Origin of the sequence: Nocardioides ureilyticus (assembly GCF_051280745.1) — a bacterium.
GTDB lineage: Bacteria > Actinomycetota > Actinomycetes > Propionibacteriales > Nocardioidaceae > Nocardioides.
Map to the genome: position 1 here is coordinate 22,849 of NZ_JBNCOG010000024.1, position 16,685 is coordinate 39,533.

General features: G+C 72.3%; 16 protein-coding genes. 5 read left to right on the forward strand and 11 right to left on the reverse strand.

Annotated elements, in window-relative coordinates:
* Nucleotides 1-62: 62 nt before the first annotated feature.
* Nucleotides 63-740 carry a Crp/Fnr family transcriptional regulator gene (locus tag ACSMHG_RS13850; protein WP_435746052.1) on the reverse strand — a complete coding sequence of 226 codons (678 nt, stop codon included), beginning with the start codon at nt 738-740 and terminating at the stop codon, nt 63-65.
* A gap of 221 nt (nt 741-961) precedes the next feature.
* On the opposite strand from ACSMHG_RS13850, the gene nth reads away from it, so the two are divergent.
* Genes nth through ACSMHG_RS13865 form a run of 3 tightly spaced genes read left to right on the forward strand, consistent with a single transcriptional unit; the run spans nt 962 to nt 3,590 of the window.
* Complete coding sequence (gene nth / locus ACSMHG_RS13855; protein WP_435746055.1) at nt 962-1,693, forward strand: endonuclease III; 732 nt, start codon at nt 962-964, stop codon at nt 1,691-1,693.
* Nucleotides 1,690-2,418, forward strand: a complete 729-nt coding sequence (locus ACSMHG_RS13860) for an NUDIX hydrolase (protein WP_435746058.1) — start codon at nt 1,690-1,692, stop codon at nt 2,416-2,418. The genes nth and ACSMHG_RS13860 overlap by 4 nt, the downstream gene beginning before the upstream one ends.
* Nucleotides 2,415-3,590 carry a MarP family serine protease gene (locus ACSMHG_RS13865; protein WP_435746060.1) on the forward strand — a complete coding sequence of 392 codons (1,176 nt, stop codon included), beginning with the start codon at nt 2,415-2,417 and terminating at the stop codon, nt 3,588-3,590. Before ACSMHG_RS13860 ends, ACSMHG_RS13865 begins: the two co-directional genes overlap by 4 nt.
* 51 nt (nt 3,591-3,641) lie before the next feature.
* Here ACSMHG_RS13865 and ACSMHG_RS13870 read toward each other — a convergent pair whose 3' ends face one another.
* The 10 genes from ACSMHG_RS13870 to ACSMHG_RS13915 all read right to left on the reverse strand — a co-directional run bounded on the left by ACSMHG_RS13870 (nt 3,642) and on the right by ACSMHG_RS13915 (nt 14,331).
* Nucleotides 3,642-4,058, reverse strand: a complete 417-nt coding sequence (locus ACSMHG_RS13870; RefSeq protein ID WP_435746062.1) for a phage holin family protein — start codon at nt 4,056-4,058, stop codon at nt 3,642-3,644.
* Nucleotides 4,059-4,132: 74 nt separating this feature from the next.
* Nucleotides 4,133-4,567, reverse strand: coding sequence for a cation:proton antiporter (locus tag ACSMHG_RS13875; protein WP_435746064.1), 435 nt, complete (start codon nt 4,565-4,567; stop codon nt 4,133-4,135).
* Nucleotides 4,564-4,824 carry an MrpF/PhaF family protein gene (locus tag ACSMHG_RS13880; RefSeq protein ID WP_435746066.1) on the reverse strand — a complete coding sequence of 87 codons (261 nt, stop codon included), beginning with the start codon at nt 4,822-4,824 and terminating at the stop codon, nt 4,564-4,566. Before ACSMHG_RS13880 ends, ACSMHG_RS13875 begins: the two co-directional genes overlap by 4 nt.
* The gene (locus ACSMHG_RS13885) at nt 4,821-5,231 is read right to left on the reverse strand and encodes a Na+/H+ antiporter subunit E (RefSeq protein WP_435746068.1); all 411 of its coding nucleotides are present in this window, start codon (nt 5,229-5,231) and stop codon (nt 4,821-4,823) included. Before ACSMHG_RS13885 ends, ACSMHG_RS13880 begins: the two co-directional genes overlap by 4 nt.
* Nucleotides 5,228-6,736 carry a monovalent cation/H+ antiporter subunit D family protein gene (locus ACSMHG_RS13890; RefSeq protein WP_435746070.1) on the reverse strand — a complete coding sequence of 503 codons (1,509 nt, stop codon included), beginning with the start codon at nt 6,734-6,736 and terminating at the stop codon, nt 5,228-5,230. The genes ACSMHG_RS13885 and ACSMHG_RS13890 overlap by 4 nt, the downstream gene beginning before the upstream one ends.
* Nucleotides 6,733-7,065: a sodium:proton antiporter gene (locus ACSMHG_RS13895; protein ID WP_435746072.1), complete on the reverse strand. Its 333-nt coding sequence runs from the start codon at nt 7,063-7,065 to the stop codon at nt 6,733-6,735. The genes ACSMHG_RS13890 and ACSMHG_RS13895 overlap by 4 nt, the downstream gene beginning before the upstream one ends.
* Nucleotides 7,062-9,902 carry a DUF4040 family protein gene (locus tag ACSMHG_RS13900; protein WP_435746075.1) on the reverse strand — a complete coding sequence of 947 codons (2,841 nt, stop codon included), beginning with the start codon at nt 9,900-9,902 and terminating at the stop codon, nt 7,062-7,064. The genes ACSMHG_RS13895 and ACSMHG_RS13900 overlap by 4 nt, the downstream gene beginning before the upstream one ends.
* A 342-nt stretch (nt 9,903-10,244) precedes the next feature.
* Nucleotides 10,245-12,245, reverse strand: a complete 2,001-nt coding sequence (gene acs / locus ACSMHG_RS13905) for an acetate--CoA ligase (RefSeq protein WP_435746078.1) — start codon at nt 12,243-12,245, stop codon at nt 10,245-10,247.
* 113 nt (nt 12,246-12,358) lie between these two features.
* On the reverse strand, nt 12,359-14,044 hold the full coding sequence (locus tag ACSMHG_RS13910) for a sodium:solute symporter family protein (RefSeq protein ID WP_435746080.1): 1,686 nt from the start codon (nt 14,042-14,044) through the stop codon (nt 12,359-12,361).
* The gene (locus ACSMHG_RS13915) at nt 14,041-14,331 is read right to left on the reverse strand and encodes a DUF4212 domain-containing protein (protein WP_435746082.1); all 291 of its coding nucleotides are present in this window, start codon (nt 14,329-14,331) and stop codon (nt 14,041-14,043) included. Before ACSMHG_RS13915 ends, ACSMHG_RS13910 begins: the two co-directional genes overlap by 4 nt.
* 254 nt (nt 14,332-14,585) lie before the next feature.
* On the opposite strand from ACSMHG_RS13915, the gene ACSMHG_RS13920 reads away from it, so the two are divergent.
* Both ACSMHG_RS13920 and ACSMHG_RS13925 read left to right on the forward strand, forming a co-directional pair.
* Complete coding sequence (locus ACSMHG_RS13920) at nt 14,586-14,996, forward strand: hypothetical protein (protein ID WP_435746084.1); 411 nt, start codon at nt 14,586-14,588, stop codon at nt 14,994-14,996.
* A 114-nt stretch (nt 14,997-15,110) separates the two neighbouring features.
* Nucleotides 15,111-16,655: an MFS transporter gene (locus ACSMHG_RS13925; protein ID WP_435746087.1), complete on the forward strand. Its 1,545-nt coding sequence runs from the start codon at nt 15,111-15,113 to the stop codon at nt 16,653-16,655.
* Nucleotides 16,656-16,685 lie beyond the last annotated feature (30 nt).

The window sequence follows — 16,685 nt, forward strand, 5'->3', positions numbered from 1 at the left end:
GTGAGTACGCGGCGGAGGGGGCCGCCGGGGGTCACCCCGGCGTCACTTCCTGGCGGCCAGCCTCAGCGGGCGCGGCGGGAGAGCCGCTCGACGTCCATGATGACGACCGAGCGCGGCTCCAGGCGGAGCCAGCCGCGGGAGGCGAAGTCGGCGAGCGCCTTGTTGACCGTCTCGCGGGAGGCGCCGACCAGCTGGGCCAGCTCCTCCTGGGTGAGGTCGTGGTGGACGTGCACGCCGTCGTCGGCGGTGCGGCCGAATCGGTCGGCGAGGTCCAGCAGCGCCTTGGCCACGCGGCCGGGCACGTCGGAGAAGACCAGGTCGGCGACGACGTCGTTGGCCTTGCGGAGCCGGCCGGCGAGCTGGGTGAGCAGGCCGCGCGCGACGACCGGGCGGCCCTCGAGCCAGCGCAGCAGGTCCTCGTGCGAGAGCGAGGCGAAGGAGGCGTCGGTGACCGCGGTGACCGTGGCCGAGCGCGGGCCCGGGTCGAAGAGCGACAGCTCGCCGAACATCTGCCCGGGGCCGAGGATCGCCAGCAGGTTCTCCCGGCCGTCGGAGGAGGTGCGGCCGAGCTTCACCTTGCCGTCGAGGACGATGTAGAGCTTGTCGCCGGAGTCGCCCTCGTGGAAGAGCACGTCGCCGCGGCGCAGCCGGTTCTCCGACATCGAGGCGCGCAGCGCCGTGGCAGCCTCGTCGTCGAGCGCGCTGAACAGCGGCGCCTGACGCAGTACGTCGTTGTCCACCGGACCTCCTGGCTCTGCGCGACCCACGGACACGGGCCACGTACGGGCCGATCCTATCCGTGTGGCAGGTCACAGGCCGCATCGCGGTCGGCCTCGGCGCGGGACGCGCTCGCCGGGCGGGTGCACGGGCGCGTGCACGGGCGGGTGCGCGCGGCGGCCAGACGGGCCGAGCAGGCGAGCGTCCGCGCCCGCCGTCGGCGCTGGTCCGTACCCTTGGCGCCGTGCCCGCCGACCCGATCCCCGCCGAGGACCCCACCGCAGAGTCGCCCACGGCGCTGGTCCGGCGGGCGCGCAAGATCAACCGCGTCCTCGCCGAGACCTACCCCGACGCCCGGTGCGAGCTGGACTTCGACGACCCGTTCCAGCTGCTGGTCGTCACGGTGCTGAGCGCGCAGACCACCGACCGGCGGGTCAACGCCGCACGGCCCGCGCTCTTCGCGGCGTACCCCGACGCCCGCGCGATGGCGGCGGCCGACCGGGCGCACCTGGAGCAGCTGGTCGGGCCGCTCGGGTTCTTCCGCGCCAAGACCGAGGCGCTGCTGAAGCTGAGCGCCGCGCTCGTCGCCGACCACGGTGGCGAGGTACCGCCGCGCCTCGACGACCTCGTCAAGCTGCCCGGGGTGGGGCGCAAGACGGCGAACGTCGTCCTGGGCAACGCCTTCGGCGTCCCCGGCATCACGGTCGACACGCACTTCGGCAGGCTGGTCCGCCGCTTCGGCTGGACCGAGGAGACCGACCCGGTCAAGGCCGAGCACGCCGTCGGCGCCCTCTTCCCGAAGCGGGACTGGACGATGCTGTCCCACCACGTCATCTGGCACGGCCGCCGACGCTGCCACGCGAAGAAACCGGCGTGCGGGGCGTGCCCGGTGGCGCGCTGGTGCCCGTCGTACGGCACCGGCCCGACCGACCCCGAGGAGGCGGCGGCGCTGGTGAAGACCCAGGGCCCCGCATGAGCGCCGGGCGGCGGGCGTCGAGCTACCCGGGCTGGATGGGCGAGGTGGTCGACGCGGTCGACACCATCGAGGCCGGCGACCTGACCCGGTTCGTCCCTCCTGAGGGCGCCGACACCCGCGCCGGCGCGGTGCTGGTGCTCTTCGGGGAGGGCCCGCGCGGGGGCGAGGTGCTGCTCACCGAGCGCGCGCACGACATGCGCAGCCACCCGGGACAGGTCTCCTTCCCCGGCGGGTCGCTCGACCTGGGGGAGACGGTCGTCCAGGCCGCGCTGCGCGAGGCCGAGGAGGAGATCGGCCTGGCGCCGGGCTCGGTGGAGGTCGTCGGGTGCCTGCCCGAGCTCTGGCTGCCTCCGAGCAACTTCGCCGTCACGCCGGTCGTCGGCTGGTGGCGGGAGCCCTCGGCCGTCTCGATCGTCAGCCGCGCCGAGGTGCACGCGATCCACCACGCCGTCATCGAGGACCTCCTCGACCCGGACAACCGGATCACCGTGCGCCACCCCAACGGCTACACCAGCCCCGGCTTCCTCATCGGGCCCGAGCGCGACGTCATCCTCTGGGGCTTCACCGGCGGGATCATCGCCCGGCTCTTCGACTACCTCGGCTGGACCCGCCCGTGGGACCCGGCCCGGGTGCGGGACCTCCCGCCGTACATGCTGCAGGGTGAGTCGCCGACCCAGCGCAACGCTCGCGCGGGCATGCTCGACATCGAGGAGCCCGACCGGTGAACCCGCTCGACTGGGTGCTGGTCCTGCTGGTCCTCGCCTACGCGCTCTCCGGCTACTGGCAGGGCTTCGTGACCGGCGCCTTCGCCACCTCCGGCCTCCTGCTGGGCGGGCTCGCGGGCGTCTGGCTGGCGCCGATCGCCCTCGGGGACGCGGCGCCCTCGCTGCTGGTCTCCCTCGGCGCGCTCTTCATCGTCATCCTGACGGCCTCGCTGGGCCAGGCGGTGCTCCAGTACGCCGGGTCGCGGATCCGGGATCGGATCACCTGGCAGCCGGCCCGCGCCGTGGACGCCGTGGGCGGGGCGGCCCTCAGCGCGGCCGCCGTGCTGCTCGTGGCCTGGGCGCTGGGCGTGGCGGTGTCGGGCTCCGCGATCGCGGGCGTCACGCCGTTGGTCCGCGACTCCACCGTGCTGGCCAAGGTCGACCGGGCGCTGCCGCAGTCGGCGGGGAGCGCGCTGGACGCCTTCAACGACGTGGTCGGCACCACCTTCTTCCCGCGTTACCTCGAGCCGTTCGCGCCGGAGCGGATCGTCGAGGTCGGCCCGGGCCCCAAGCGGCTGCTCCGGGACCCCGACGTGGAGGCCGCCCAGGCGAGCGTGCTGAAGATCCGCGGCAACAACGTCTGCGGCCGAGGGATCGAGGGGACGGGCTTCCTGTACGCCCCCGACCGGGTGATGACCAACGCGCACGTCGTCGCCGGCGTCGCGGACCCCGAGGTGGAGATCGACGGGCAGATGTCCTCCGCCGAGGTCGTCTACTACAACCCCGAGCTCGACGTGGCCGTCCTCGCGCTCGAGAGCGGCAGCCGGCCCACGCTCGCCTTCGACGAGGGCGCCGGCCCCGAGGACGGGGTCGCGATCCTCGGCTACCCCCAGGACGGGCCCTACCACGTCAGCGCGGGCCGGATCCGCTCCGAGCAGCGGCTGCGCTCGCCGAACATCTACGGCGACGGGACCACCATCCGCGAGGTCTTCTCGCTCCGCGGCATCGTGCGCCCCGGCAACTCGGGCGGCCCGATCGTCTCCTCGGGCGGCGATGTCGTGGGTGTCGTCTTCGCCGCGTCGGTCACCGACGACGACACCGGCTACGCCCTGACCGCCGCGCAGGTCGCCGACGCCCGACGGATCGGGATCACCAACACCGAGGAGGTCTCGACCGGCGACTGTGCCGGTTGAGGGGCCGGTCGAGGGGCCGGTCGAGGGGCCGGTTCAGGATCCCCCGGTGGGTCAGGCCTGGCCCTTGAGGGCCCTCGGGATCTCGCGACCCTGCTCGATGGCACGCTCCGGCGCGCGCACCTGCTTGACCTTCTTCAGGCCGACGAAGCCGAGCACGCCGGCGAGGAGCAGGTAGAACCCGAAGACGATGAGGTAGGCCCAGTGCAGGTCCAGCCCGTCGCCGTTCCAGTGGATCAGGTAGGCGATCGCGAACGACAGCATGATGATCGCAAGGACGGCCAGGAAGCCGGCGGCGGCGAAGAGGCCGACGCCGATCCCGCCGGCCTTGACGCTGACCTTCAGCTCCGACTTCGCCAGCTCGATCTCCTTGGAGACCAGCGTCGAGATGTCGCGGCTGGCGTCGGCCACGAGGCGCCCGATCGTGGGCTCCTCCGGCTGGGGTCGGGCCGCGTCGATCTCGGTTGCCATCTGGGGTGCTCTCCTCTGTCTGGTACGGCGTCGTCGGTGACCCTAGCGGAGTCCGCCGGCGCCCCCGGCACGGTTCATGCTCGGTCGCCGGTGCCCGGATCGCCGTCCGCTGACACCTCGTCCTCCGGACCGGACGACGGCTCCGGCGGCTCCGGCCTCTCCAGCGTCTCCAGGGCGTTCGCGACCGTGCGGGGGTCGAGCTCCCGCTGGGTCCGGTAGGCCGCTCGTCCCAGCATGTTGCTGGCGACCGAGGAGACCGCGAGCGAGGCGCCGATCGCCAGGACCGCCTTGACGCCGTCCGTGACGGTGAGCTCGTCCTGTGCGAGGTGGTGCACCACGGCGCCGAGGATGATCAGTGGCAGGCCGGCACCGGTGGCGGGGCTGAGGTTGTTGACCCGGCTGATCGCGTCCCGCGCGCGCATCATGCCGACGGCGGTCACCAGGAAGAACAGCGAGCCGACGAGGAGCAGGACGCCCCCGGCGAGCGAGCCGGCGGTCGAGGCGCTCATCGCTGCCCCCTGGTGAGCATCCGGGCGAAGGCGGCGGTGGCCAGGATCCCGCACAGGGTGCCCAGCAGCACCACGTCGAAGAGCACGCTGGAGCCCTGCAGCACCCCGACGACGACGAAGATCGCGATGGCGCAGAAGAAGAGCAGGTCGCCGACGACGGCTCGGGTGGCGTCGTCGGGACCGAGGGCGATCCGGACGGTGCCGAGCAGCGACGAGACGACCAGGACCCCGATCGCGATGGAGGCCAGCACGGTCATGGGGTCTCCCGGAGCAGCTCGTCGGTGTGGGCCCGCGCCTCGGCGCGCCCTCGGGTGGCCAGCAGGACGCGGTGCCGCATCTCCTCCAGGCCCTCGACCAGGGCGCGCTCGTCCTCGCCGAAGAGGCCCTGCACGTAGATGGTGGCCGGGTCGTGGCCGCGCTCGGGAGCGATGCCGAGCACGAGGGTGCCCGGAGTGATGGTGATCGAGCTGGTGAGCAGGGCGACCTCCAGCTCGGTCAGGCCGGCGACCGACAGCGCCACGATGCGCGGTCGTTGCGTGGATCGCGGTGTCCCGACGTCCCGGGCCAGCGCCAACGTCGAGACGACCAGCTGCCAGGCCAGCCACGGCCCGAAGAGGAGCAGGACGCGTAGGGTGGTGGCGACGGAGGCGCGCAGCCTGGTCATCGGCCGGCCACCTCCTCGGCGTACGTCGAGACGTCGAGCAGGCCGTCCACGGCTCGGAGGGCCGCGTCCCAGGGCGGGGCCGGCACGACGAAGAGCAGCAGCGACGTGGCCAGCAGGACGGTCGCCGGAGCGGTGAGGCGGCGCGGCGACCGGGTGCCGGGCGGCACGTCGATCGGGTCGGTGTCGGTGCTGCCGCGTGAGGGCATCTCCTCCAGCGGTGGACCCCAGAAGACGTCGCGCCACAGCTTGAGCATCGCGACGAGCGTGCCGAGGCTGGCGAGGACCACGGCGGCCAGGACGACGACCCGCTCCGGTTGGTCCAGCTCCGCGGCCGCCCGCACGATGCCGACCTTGGCGAAGAAGCCGGAGGACGGGGGGAAGCCGACGAGGGAGAGCAGCGCCAGCGCGGTGACCGTCGCCAGCAGCGGCTCCCGACGCATCAGCCCCGACATGCGGACGAACTGGCCGCTGCGGTAGGTCTGCTCGATGGCCGCCGCCGCGAGCAGGAGCGCGCCCATCACCAGGATGTGGTGCACCATGTAGAAGAGGCCGGCGGCCAGGCCGAGCCGGGTCCCGATGAAGAGCCCGAGCAGGATGTAGCCGACGCCGGCGACCATCTGCCAGGCGAGGCTCCGCCGGATCGCCCGCTCGCCGAGCGAGCCGTAGGCGCCCACGAGCATGGTGACCACGGCCAGGGCCAGGGCGGGCAGCGCCCAGTCGGGCGCGCCGTCGAGGACCACGCTGTGGACGCGGTAGATCGCGTAGAGCGCGACCTTGGTGTGGAGGGCGGAGAAGAGTGCCATCACCGCTCCGGAGGTCGCCGGGTAGGCGCGGGGCAGCCACCCGTGCACCGGCACCACGCCCGCCTTGACCATCAGCGCGAGCAGCACCACGCCCACGGCGAGGAGGAACCGCGGGTCGTCGTGGTCGGCGTCGGCGAGCACCGCCATGTTGACCGACCCCGCGACGCCGTACACCAGGCCGACGCCGGCCAGCAGGATGGTCGAGGTCACCAGGTTGACCACGACGAAGAGGCGGCCGATCCCCAGCCTCCGCCAGGTGCCCGTCATCGCGATGAGCGCGTACGACGGCAGCAGCATGACCTCGATGAACACGAACAGGTTGAACAGGTCGCCGGTCAGCAGCGCGCCGTTGACCCCGGCGGTGAGCATGAGGGCGAGGCTCGGGAAGAAGCGCAACCGCGCCTCGCCGCCCAGCACGGCGTACGCCACGCAGACGGCACTGGTCAGCCCCGTCACCGTGAGCATCACCGCGGACAGGGTGTCGGAGACCAGGGGGATGGCGATCCCGGGGACGAAGCCGCCGACCTGGTGGACCAGCACGGGGTTCTCGGTGTGCTCGACGAGGAGCGCCAGGGCGCCCGCGGCGCCGAGGAGGGGCGTGGGGACCAGCACCGCACGCGCGGCGCGGGACGGCAGGACGACCGCCAGGGCGGCCACGGCCAGGGGCACGGCGACGAAGAGGGGGAGGACGGCGGCGGTCATCCGTGGTGGTCCTCTCCGGTCTCGGGCACGTGGTAGGTGTCGTCGTCGCCGCCGATGCGGGCCAGCGCGAGCATCAGGACGGTGACCGCGAGCGTGATGACGATGGCGGTGAGCACGAAGGCCATGGGGAGCGGGTCGGCGCTGCGCGAGCCCTCGGACGTCCCCAGCGGCTCGGTGCGCCAGGCCGTCACGCCTGCCGCGAGCAGCATCAGGTTGGCGCCGTGGCTGAGCAGGGTGATGCCGAAGATGATCCGGACCATGCCGGCCTGCAGCAGCAGGTAGGCACCGCCCGCCATCAGCACCGCGACGGTCAGGGGCAGGACGCTCATCGGCGCTCCTCCTGCAGGACGGGCGCCGGATCGGCCGGGTCGCCGGTCCGGGCGTCCGGCTCGGCGGCGCCCAGCCGGTCGAAGGTGACCATCACCAGGCCGAGCACCGCGGCGTAGACCCCGACGTCGAAGAGGATCGAGGTGGTGAGGTGGACGCCGGCGACGTAGCCGTGGAGGGGAGCGAGGAAGGCCTCGTGGGCGTACCCGATGACACCGGTGAGCAGCGCCGTCAGCACCCCGCCGGCGATGAGCAGGAGGTGCACGCGCGGCCGACCGACGGCGCGGTCCTCGGGCCGGGCGAGGTACACGAGGGCGACCGCGGCAGCGGCCACCAGGGCGGCGATGAAGCCGCCGCCCGGCTCGTTGTGGCCTCGCCAGAAGATCAGCGCGGAGAGGGCGGCGAGGACGGGGACCACCACCCGCAGCAGGAGCTGCAGCGGGCGGAGGTTGGTCGCGGCGTCGGTGAGCGCGCGGCCGGCGCGGGTGTCGGCGGCAGCGGGGCGAGGCGGCGAGTCGTCGTCGGCCTCACCGCCGGCCCGAGCGGGGACGGTGGCCAGGATCGCGATGATGGCGACGCCGGCGAACCCGAGCACCGCCAGCTCGCCGAGCGTGTCGAGCGCGCGGAACTCGACGAGGATGACGTTCACCAGGTTCTCGCTGCCGGTGACCTCGGCGCCCTCGTCGATGAAGTACCGGGCGGGGTCGGACTGCTCCCGCCGGCCGGTCAGCAGCCAGGTCGCGGCGCCGGCCGACGCGCCGAGGGCGAGTGCCAGCACCACCGGGGCCCGGCGTCGGCTCAACCGCCGGTGGCCGAAGCCGGCGGGCAGGCCGCGCAGCACCAGCATGATCACGATGACCGTCAGGACCTCGACCATCAGCTGCGTCAGCCCCACGTCGGGCGCGCCGAGGGCGAAGAGCTGCACGGTCACGGCGATGCCGACCCCGCCGAGGTAGACCGTCGCCGCGATGCGGGAGGAGGACAGGCAGACGCCGACGACGGCGAGCGCGACGAGGACCAGCAGGGCCGCGTCGATCGGACGACCGAGGCCGGGCTGGGCCGCGGGCACGTCACCGAGCGCGACCACGGCCAGGGTGCCGCCACCGAGCAGCACGGCGAGCACGGCGAGGGGCGGGAGCACGTGACGGCGGGGACGGTCGACGGCCACCAGCTGGCTGAGCCAGGACCCGGCGTCGGCCGCGGAGTGGACGACGCGCTCGATCACCTGGGCGCCGTCGAGCGGGAGCAGGTCGCGCTCCAGGCGCGGGCGCAGCCAGGCGCGCCGGCTGATGACCAGCACGCCGCCGAGCACCACCACCAGGGTGGCGAGCAGCTCCGGGGTGACGCCGTGCCACAGGTGCAGGGCGTAGCCGGCACTGCCGCTGATCGCCTCGACGGCGGTGTCCACGGGTGCGTCGAGGACCGTCACGAACAGGCCCAGGGGCAGGCCCGCCCAGATCGGGAGCATCGCCGGCACGAGCAGCGCGGGCCCGGCCTCCTTGACCTCGTCGACGGGGCAGTCCTCGAGATCACGTCCGCCGTCGATGAAGGCCCCCAGCACGATCTTCGCGCAGTACGCGAAGGTCAGGACCGCGCCGGCGGTCGCGGCGACGAAGGCAGCCGGGCCCGTCCACGACGGGCCCGGTGCGTCGAGCATCGCCCCGAGGATCATCTCCTTGCTCACGAAGCCCAGCAGGGGCGGCAGGCCGGCCATGGCGGCCGTGCCGGCGATCACCGTGGCGAAGCTGACGGGCATCAGCCGCCAGAGCACGGGCAGTCGACGGATGTCCCGGCTGCCGGTGTGGTGGTCGATGACACCGACCATCATGAAGAGACCGGACTTGAAGAGCGCGTGGGCGATGGTGTGCAGGACCGCGGCGGTGAGCGCCTTCGGGGTGCCGATGCCGATGGCCGCCGTGATCAGCCCCAGCTGGCTGACCGTCGAGTAGGCCATCAGCCGCTTGAGGTCGGTCTGGCCGAGCGCGAAGAGCGCGGCCATCGCCGCGGTGAAGAGGCCCGTCGTCACGAGGAGGGCGTTCCAGGCAGGCACCTCGGAGAACGCCTCGGAGAACCGCAGCATCAGGTAGATGCCGGCCTTCACGACAGCCGCCGCGTGGAGGTAGGCGCTCACGGGCGTCGCCGCTGCCATCGCGTCCGGGAGCCAGGGATGGAAGGGGAACTGCGCTGCCTTGGTGAAGCCGCTGACCGCCACGAGCAGCGCGACGACCGTCGTCAGCGCGCCGTTCTCCTGCCACACCGGTGACGCCAGGGCCTCGGAGAGGCTGGTCGTGCCGGTGGCGCCGATCATCAAGGCGACCGCGACGAGCAGGGTGAGGCCGCCGATGAACGTGATGAGCAGGGTCCGCGTGGAGGCGGCCTCGCCGCCCGAGCCGGACCGGGCGATCAGCAGGAACGAGGCGAGGGAGGTGATCTCCCAGCACAGGAAGAGCAGCACCAGGTCGTCCGCGAGGACGAGCCCGACCATCCCGAGCGCGAAGACCGTCATCCACAGGTAGAACCCGAGCTGTCGGCCGGGCGCGAGGTACTCCGCGGAGTAGGCGAACACCGCCGCCCCGATGACCAGGGCGATCATCACGAACACCAGGCTGAGGCCGTCCAGCCGGAGCGCGAGGTCGACGTCGAGCGCCGGCAGCCACGGACGGGACCAGGTCACCTCCCCGCCGCCGACGACGTCACGGCCGGTGGGCACCAGGGCGGCGGCCAGAGCGAGGAAGACGACCGCCAGCGGCCATCCGGAGCGTCGGCCGGCCACGTGCGCGAGCGGGACGACCAGCACCGGGACCGCGGCCATCGCCACGAGCAGGAGGAGCGCGGTCATCGACCACCTTCCGTGGGCCCCGGCGGGGCGGTGCGGAACGGCTGCAGCATGTGGTCCCCCTGGGGTCGGCACGGCAATGCCGACCAGACTTCCCGGCGCACCGCCGACCAGCCTAGAGGGCGACGTGTGACCCCGGTGCCGCCCCGGTCGTTCACCTGCCGATCACCGTGCTGTCGATCACCGTCTGGGCCGAGCCCTCTCCTCCGTCGTCGCCGGTGGCACTCGCCGCTGACTGCCCGTGGCGGGACAGTCACCGACGGTCCCGGCCGTTGGCGGGGTGGTCAGGCACCGAGGCGTCCGTGACCACCCCACCAGCCGCCGTGTGGGTGCGCGCGGGGTCGGTCAGTCGTCGCCGCCCTGGCCGGAGGTGAGTCGGCCCTGGATGAGGTCCATGACGGTGGAGTCGGCGAGCGTGGTGACGTCCCCGACCTCGCGGTGCTCGGCCACGTCGCGCAGGAGCCGGCGCATGATCTTCCCCGACCGGGTCTTGGGCAGCTCGGGCACCACCATGACCTGGCGCGGCTTGGCGATCGGCCCGATCTGGGTGCGCACGTGGTTGCGCAGCTCCTCGACGATGTCCGCACCGCCGTCGCCCGCCTCGTCGCGGAGGATGACGAACGCGCAGACCGCCTGGCCGGTGTCGTCGTCCGCGGCGCCGACGACCGCGGCCTCGGCCACCTTGGGGTGGGAGACCAGGGCCGACTCGATCTCGGTGGTGGAGAGCCGGTGGCCGGAGACGTTCATGACGTCGTCGACCCGGCCGAGCACCCAGATGTCGCCGTCGTCGTCCTTCTTGGCCCCGTCGCCGGCGAAGTACCAGCCCTTGCCGTCCTCGCCGAAGCCGGCGTACCGGGACCAGTAGGTGTCCTTGAACCGCTGGTCGTCACCCCAGATGGTGCGGAGCATCGAGGGCCACGGCTCGGTGAGCACGAGGTAGCCGCCGGACCCGTGCGTGACCGACTCGCCCTCCTCGGTGACGACGTCGGCGGAGACGCCGGGGATCGGCGTCATCGCGGAGCCGGGCTTGCCGTGGGTGACGCCCGGCAGCGGGCTGATCATGATCGAGCCGGTCTCGGTCTGCCACCAGGTGTCGACGACCGGCGTGCGCCCGCCGCCGACGACCTCGCGGTACCAGACGTAGGCCTCGGGGTTGATCGGCTCGCCGACCGATCCCAGCACCCGCAGGCTCGACATGTCGCGGGCGTCGGGGATCTCGCGGCCCTGCTTCATGAACGAGCGGATGGCGGTGGGTGCGGTGTAGAAGATCGTGACGCCGTACTCCTCGATGATCCGCCACCACCGCCCCTTCTCGGGGAAGTCGGGGGTGCCCTCGTAGAGCACCTGCGTCGCCCCGTTGGCCAGCGGGCCGTAGACGATGTAGGAGTGGCCGGTGACCCAGCCGATGTCGGCGGTGCACCAGTAGACGTCGGTCTCCGGCTTGAGGTCGAAGACCGCCCAGTGGGTGTACGCCGAGCCGACGAGGTAGCCGCCGGTGGTGTGCAGGATGCCCTTCGGCTTGCCGGTGGTGCCGGAGGTGTACATGACGTAGAGCGGGTGCTCGGCGTCGAAGGCCTCCCACTGGTGCTCGGCCGGCGCCTGCCCCACCGTCTCGTGCCACCACACGTCGACCTGCTCGTCCCACTCGACGTCCTGGCCGGTGCGCCGGACGACCAGCACCTTCTCGACCGTGTGGCCGTCCCGGTCCGCGGCCTTGGCGCGGGCCTCGTCGACGGCCGGCTTCAGGGCCGACGGCGCCCCGCGCCGGTAGCCGCCGTCGGCGGTGACGACCACCCTCGCGCCGCAGTCGACCAGCCGCGAGGCGAGCGCGTCGGAGGAGAACCCGCCGAAGACGACGGTGTGCGGCGCGCCGATCCGGGCACAGGCCAGCATCGCGACGATCGCCTCGGGGATCATCGGCATGTAGATCGCGACCCGGTCGCCGGTGCCCACGCCGAGGTCGGTCAGCGCGTTCGCGGCCCGGCAGACCTCCGCCTGCAGCTCGGCGTAGGTGATCGAGCGCTTGTCGTCCTCCGGCTCACCGACCCAGTGGAGAGCCACCTTGTCGCCGCGGCCGGCCTCCACGTGCCGGTCGACGCAGTTGTACGCCGCGTTCAGCCGCCCGCCGACGTACCACTTGGCGAACGGCGGGTCGGACCAGTCGAGCACCTCGTCCCACCGCTGGGCCCAGTCCAGCCGCTCGGCCTGCTCGGCCCAGAAGCCGAGCCGGTCCCGGGCGGCCCGCTCGTAGGCGTCGGCCTTCAGGTTGGCGTCGGTCGCCAGCTGGGCCGGCGGCTCGAACCGGCGCTCCTCCTTGAGGAGGTTGGACAGGGTCTCTTCGCTCACGTCTGCTCCTGGGCTCGAAGTCTGGCTCGGAAGTCTGGCTCGGAGGTCCGGCTCGGGAGTCCGGCCTGGTGCCGCCACACTAGGCCGGACCTCCCGGGTCCGCGAGGCGCTGGTCAGCCGAGCTCCCCCTCGGCGTGCTGGGCGACGAGCCGGGTGCGGCCGGGGTAGCGGATCTCCTCGACCAGCTCCTGCATGACCGGGCTCGGCTTGGGGGTGAACTGGGAGACGATGATCGTCACGGCGAAGTTGATGAGCATGCCGATCGTGCCGAAGCCCGTCTCGAGGATCCCGAAGATCCCGTCGCCGTTGCCGTAGATGTCGATCGTCCACAGCATGTAGGCCATCGTGGTGCCGAGGCCGGCGATCATGCCCGCCGTGGCCCCCATCGCCGTGCAGTTCTTCCAGAAGATGCCGAGCACCAGGACCGGGAAGAAGCTGGCGGCCGCGAGCCCGAAGGCCAGGGCCACGACCTGGGCGACGAACCCTGGTGGGTTGATGCCGAGGTAGCCAGCGACCAGGATCGCGCCGGCCATGGCGATCCGGCCGACCATGAGTTGCCGGGCCTCCGTGGCCTGCGGGTTGATCTTCTTGAAGTAGACGTCGTTGGCGACCGCGCTGGAGATGACCAGCAGCAGGCCGGACGCCGTCGACAGCGCCGCGGCCAGCGCGCCCGCTGCCACCAGGCCGACGATCGGGGCGGGCAGCCCGCCGATCTCCGGCGAGGCCAGCACGATGATGTCGTTGTTGATCAGGATGTCGCTGTAGTTCACCGTGGCGGTGGCGCCCAGCTCGGAGATCGGCGAGCCGTCGGCCTGGGTGATCAGGCCGACGTCGGCCCAGGTGTCGAACCACGACGGCATCTCGTCCAGGGCGGTGCCGTTGACGTCCTGGATGATCTGCAGCTTGCTGAACGCTGCCACCGAGGGGGCGGTGGTGTAGAGCAGCGCGATGAAGAACAACGCCCACAGTGCGGAGTACCGCGCCGCGCGCACGCTCTTGGCGGTGTAGAAGCGGACGATCACGTGCGGGAGGCCGGCGGTGCCGAACATCAGCGCCGCCGTGATCAGCACCATGTTCAACATGTTCGTGCTGCCGAAGGCCGCGGTGTACTCCGCGATCCCGAGCTCGGCCTGCAGGGCGTCGAGCTCCTCGAGGATCCGGCCGAACCCGACCTGGGGGATCGGCACGTCGGTCACCTTCGCGGAGACCGCGACCGCCGGGATCAGGTAGGCCACGATCAGCACGCTGTACTGCGTCACCTGGGTCCAGGTGATCCCCTTCATCCCGCCGAGGACGGCGTAGAAGAACACGATGGCCATGCCGATGACGACGCCGGTGGTGGTGTCCACCCTCAGGAAGCGGGTGAAGACCAGGCCGACGCCGGCCATCTGGCCCGCGACGTAGACGAACGAGACGACGATGGCGGCGACCACCGCCACCAGGCGCGCGGTCTCGTTGTAGCGGTCACCGACGAAGTCGGGGATCGTGTACTTGCCGAACTTGCGCAGGTACGGCGCGAGGAGCAGCGCGAGGAGCACGTAGCCGCCGGTCCAGCCCATGAGGTAGACCGAGCCGCCGTACCCGTTGCCCGCGAAGGCGATGATGCCGGCCATCGAGATGAACGACGCCGCGCTCATCCAATCCGCCGCGATGGCGGCGCCGTTGGCGGGGGCCGGGATGCCGCCGCTGGCGACGTAGAAGCCCGCCGTCGTGCTCACCCGGCTCCGGTAGGCGACGAAGATGTAGGTGCTGAAGGTGAGGATCACGAACACCAAGGTCCAGGTCTGGATGTCGCTCACGAGTGGTGCACCTCCTGCTCGTACTCGTCGACCCCGAACTCGGTGTCGAGCTTGTCCATCCGGGTGACGTAGACCCAGATCAGCACCACGAAGGTGAGGATCGATCCCTGTTGGGCGAACCAGAAGCCCACCGGGAAGCCGGCGACGACGATCTCGTTGAGGGGCTCGACGAACAGGATGCCGGCCCCGAAGGACACGAGCGCCCAGATGGTGAGCAGGACCGCCATCAGTCTCAGGTTCCGGCGCCAGTAAGCCCGGCGCTGCGCTTCATCCACGGTGACCTCCACAGGTGAACGGACACGATGGCCGGAGCGAAACAGTGGGCCCGGCGGGCGGTCAAGGCTGGAACGTGACTGCGGTCACACCGATCGGCGAGCGGTAGGAACTCGTCGGTGAACGGTGCGGCTGCCGCCTCGCGTGGCGGGCAGCCGGACCGCGGCGGCCCGTTCGTCGCGCGCGACCGACCGCTCGTCGCGCCAGCAGCGCCGTTCGACGTCCTGGCTCCTGCCGCCTGCCCCGCCGGTTCCGTACAGTCCGACCCATGACCGGAGCAGCGGGCACGAACCTCGTGCGGACGCGCCGCCGGCCGGACCCGGCGAGGCGCCGGCTGGCCGGTGCGGTCGCGATGGTGCTCCTGGGCTCTTTCCTGCCCTGGGTGGACACGGCCGTCGGCTCGGTGTCCGGAGCCCGTGGCGCCGGGCTGTGGACCTCCTACGCCGCGATGCTGGGCCTGGCCGGTGCGCTCGTGCCGCTGCGTCGGCTCGCGGCGGTGCAGGCGGCCGTGTTCGCGGCCGTGGCGCTGCTGGTCCCCGCCTGGCAGGTGGTGCACCTGCTGGGGCTGGTCGGCACGGAGGGCTGGGTCCCGGGGCCGGGCCTGGTGCTGGTCCTGGGCGGCGGGGTGCTCGCCGCCACCGCTGCGGCCCAGCTGTTCCGCGCGCCTGCCCACGGCTGACGACGCACACGGCCACGGGGGAGCCGCCGGGTCCGTGAGGTTGTGAGGACAAGTTGACGTCGGCGATGCAGTGGCCGGCGCGTGGTGTTACGTCCGGCGGCGACGGTGGTCCGCATGACCACCACCGCTCCCTCCCCAGGTGCTTCGACAGGTGCTTCGACGGGCGCTCCGGCCGGTGCCCCGGCCACGACCGACGCCGGCGCCACCGCTCGCCGCACCGGCCGCTGGATCGAGGACTGGCGCCCCGAGGACCCCGAGTTCTGGGAGTCGACCGGCCGCTCGGTGGCCCGGCGCAACCTGGCCTGGTCGATCTTCGCCGAGCACCTGGGCTTCTCGGTGTGGTTGATCTGGAGCGTCAGCTCGGCGTTCCTCGTCTCGATGGGCTTCGACTTCACCGCCCAGCAGCTCTTCCTGCTGATCGCGCTGCCCAACCTGGTCGGGTCCCTGCTGCGGATCCCCTACACCTTCGCGGTGCCGAAGTTCGGGGGACGGAACTGGACGATGGTCAGCGCCGGGCTGCTCCTGGTCCCGACGCTGCTGTTCGCCTACGCCGTGCAGCACCCGGGCACGCCGTACTGGCTCTTCTGCCTGATCGCGGCGACGGCCGGTCTCGGTGGCGGGAACTTCGCCTCGTCGATGGCCAACATCAACTTCTTCTACCCCGCGGCCAAGAAGGGCGCCGCCCTGGGCCTCAACGCCGCCGGCGGCAACATCGGTGTCGCGCTGATCCAGCTCCTGCTGCCGGTCATCGTCGGCGGCGCGGGCATCTTCGGGATGGTGCAGGCCAGCGAGGGCGGGATCCACCTCGAGCGCGCCGCGTGGGTCTACGCCGGCCTGGCGGTCGTGGCGACCTTCGCCGCCTGGCGCTGGATGGACAACCTGGGCACGGCGGTGAGCCGCCCCCGCGAGCAGCTGCAGGTGGTGCGGAACCGGCAGACCTGGATCATGGCCTTCCTCTACATCGGCACCTTCGGCTCCTTCATCGGCTACTCCGCCGCGATGCCGCTCCTCATCAAGCTCAACTTCTGGGTCCCGGACCCGGCCCCGCTGGGCACCGGCATCTTCTTCGCCTACTACGCCTTCCTCGGCGCGCTCGTCGGCTCCGCCACCCGTCCGCTCGGCGGCTGGCTGGCCGACAAGTACGGCGGCGCGAAGGTCACCCTCGGCGCCTTCACGGGGATGATCGGCTTCACCCTCGCGGTGCTGTGGACCCTCACCCGGCTCACGCCGAACCCGGGCCAGGACCCCGCGATCGCCACCGACAACCAGTCCTGGTTCCCGTGGTTCCTCGGGTTCTTCCTCTGCGTCTTCGCCGCGACCGGGATCGGCAACGGCTCGACCTACAAGATGATCCCGGCGATCTGGCGTACCCAGGCGGAGCGGGCGACGACCCCCAGCACCCCGGAGCGGGCGAGCGCGCTCGACCTCGCCACCAAGCAGGCGTCCGCGGCCATCGGCGTCATCGGCGCGGTCGGTGCCGTCGGCGGCTTCCTCATCCCGCTGGCGTTCAGCGCGCCGTGGGTGGCCGACCCGATGTCGGCGACCAAGGGCGCCTTCCTGGTCTTCACGGCCTTCTACGTCGTCTGCGCCGCCGTCACCTACGGCGTCTTCCTGCGCCGCACGGCCGGCGCGACCAGCCTGGCGCGGGCGGGGATCTGAGCCGTGGCCCCTTCGACGACCCCGGCCACC

What these genes read in the sequence shown, in the direction of transcription:
- ACSMHG_RS13920 (WP_435746084.1), top strand. Translation starts at nt 14,586, where the DNA reads ATGACCGGAGCAGCGGGCACGAACCTCGTGCGGACGCGCCGCCGGCCG.
- ACSMHG_RS13880 (WP_435746066.1), bottom strand. Translation starts at nt 4,824, where the DNA reads ATGACCGTGCTGGCCTCCATCGCGATCGGGGTCCTGGTCGTCTCGTCG.
- ACSMHG_RS13875 (WP_435746064.1), bottom strand. Translation starts at nt 4,567, where the DNA reads ATGAGCGCCTCGACCGCCGGCTCGCTCGCCGGGGGCGTCCTGCTCCTC.
- ACSMHG_RS13870 (WP_435746062.1), bottom strand. Translation starts at nt 4,058, where the DNA reads ATGGCAACCGAGATCGACGCGGCCCGACCCCAGCCGGAGGAGCCCACG.
- ACSMHG_RS13890 (WP_435746070.1), bottom strand. Translation starts at nt 6,736, where the DNA reads ATGACCGCCGCCGTCCTCCCCCTCTTCGTCGCCGTGCCCCTGGCCGTG.
- ACSMHG_RS13895 (WP_435746072.1), bottom strand. Translation starts at nt 7,065, where the DNA reads ATGAGCGTCCTGCCCCTGACCGTCGCGGTGCTGATGGCGGGCGGTGCC.
- ACSMHG_RS13925 (WP_435746087.1), top strand. Translation starts at nt 15,111, where the DNA reads ATGACCACCACCGCTCCCTCCCCAGGTGCTTCGACAGGTGCTTCGACG.
- ACSMHG_RS13900 (WP_435746075.1), bottom strand. Translation starts at nt 9,902, where the DNA reads ATGACCGCGCTCCTCCTGCTCGTGGCGATGGCCGCGGTCCCGGTGCTG.
- ACSMHG_RS13885 (WP_435746068.1), bottom strand. Translation starts at nt 5,231, where the DNA reads ATGACCAGGCTGCGCGCCTCCGTCGCCACCACCCTACGCGTCCTGCTC.
- ACSMHG_RS13860 (WP_435746058.1), top strand. Translation starts at nt 1,690, where the DNA reads ATGAGCGCCGGGCGGCGGGCGTCGAGCTACCCGGGCTGGATGGGCGAG.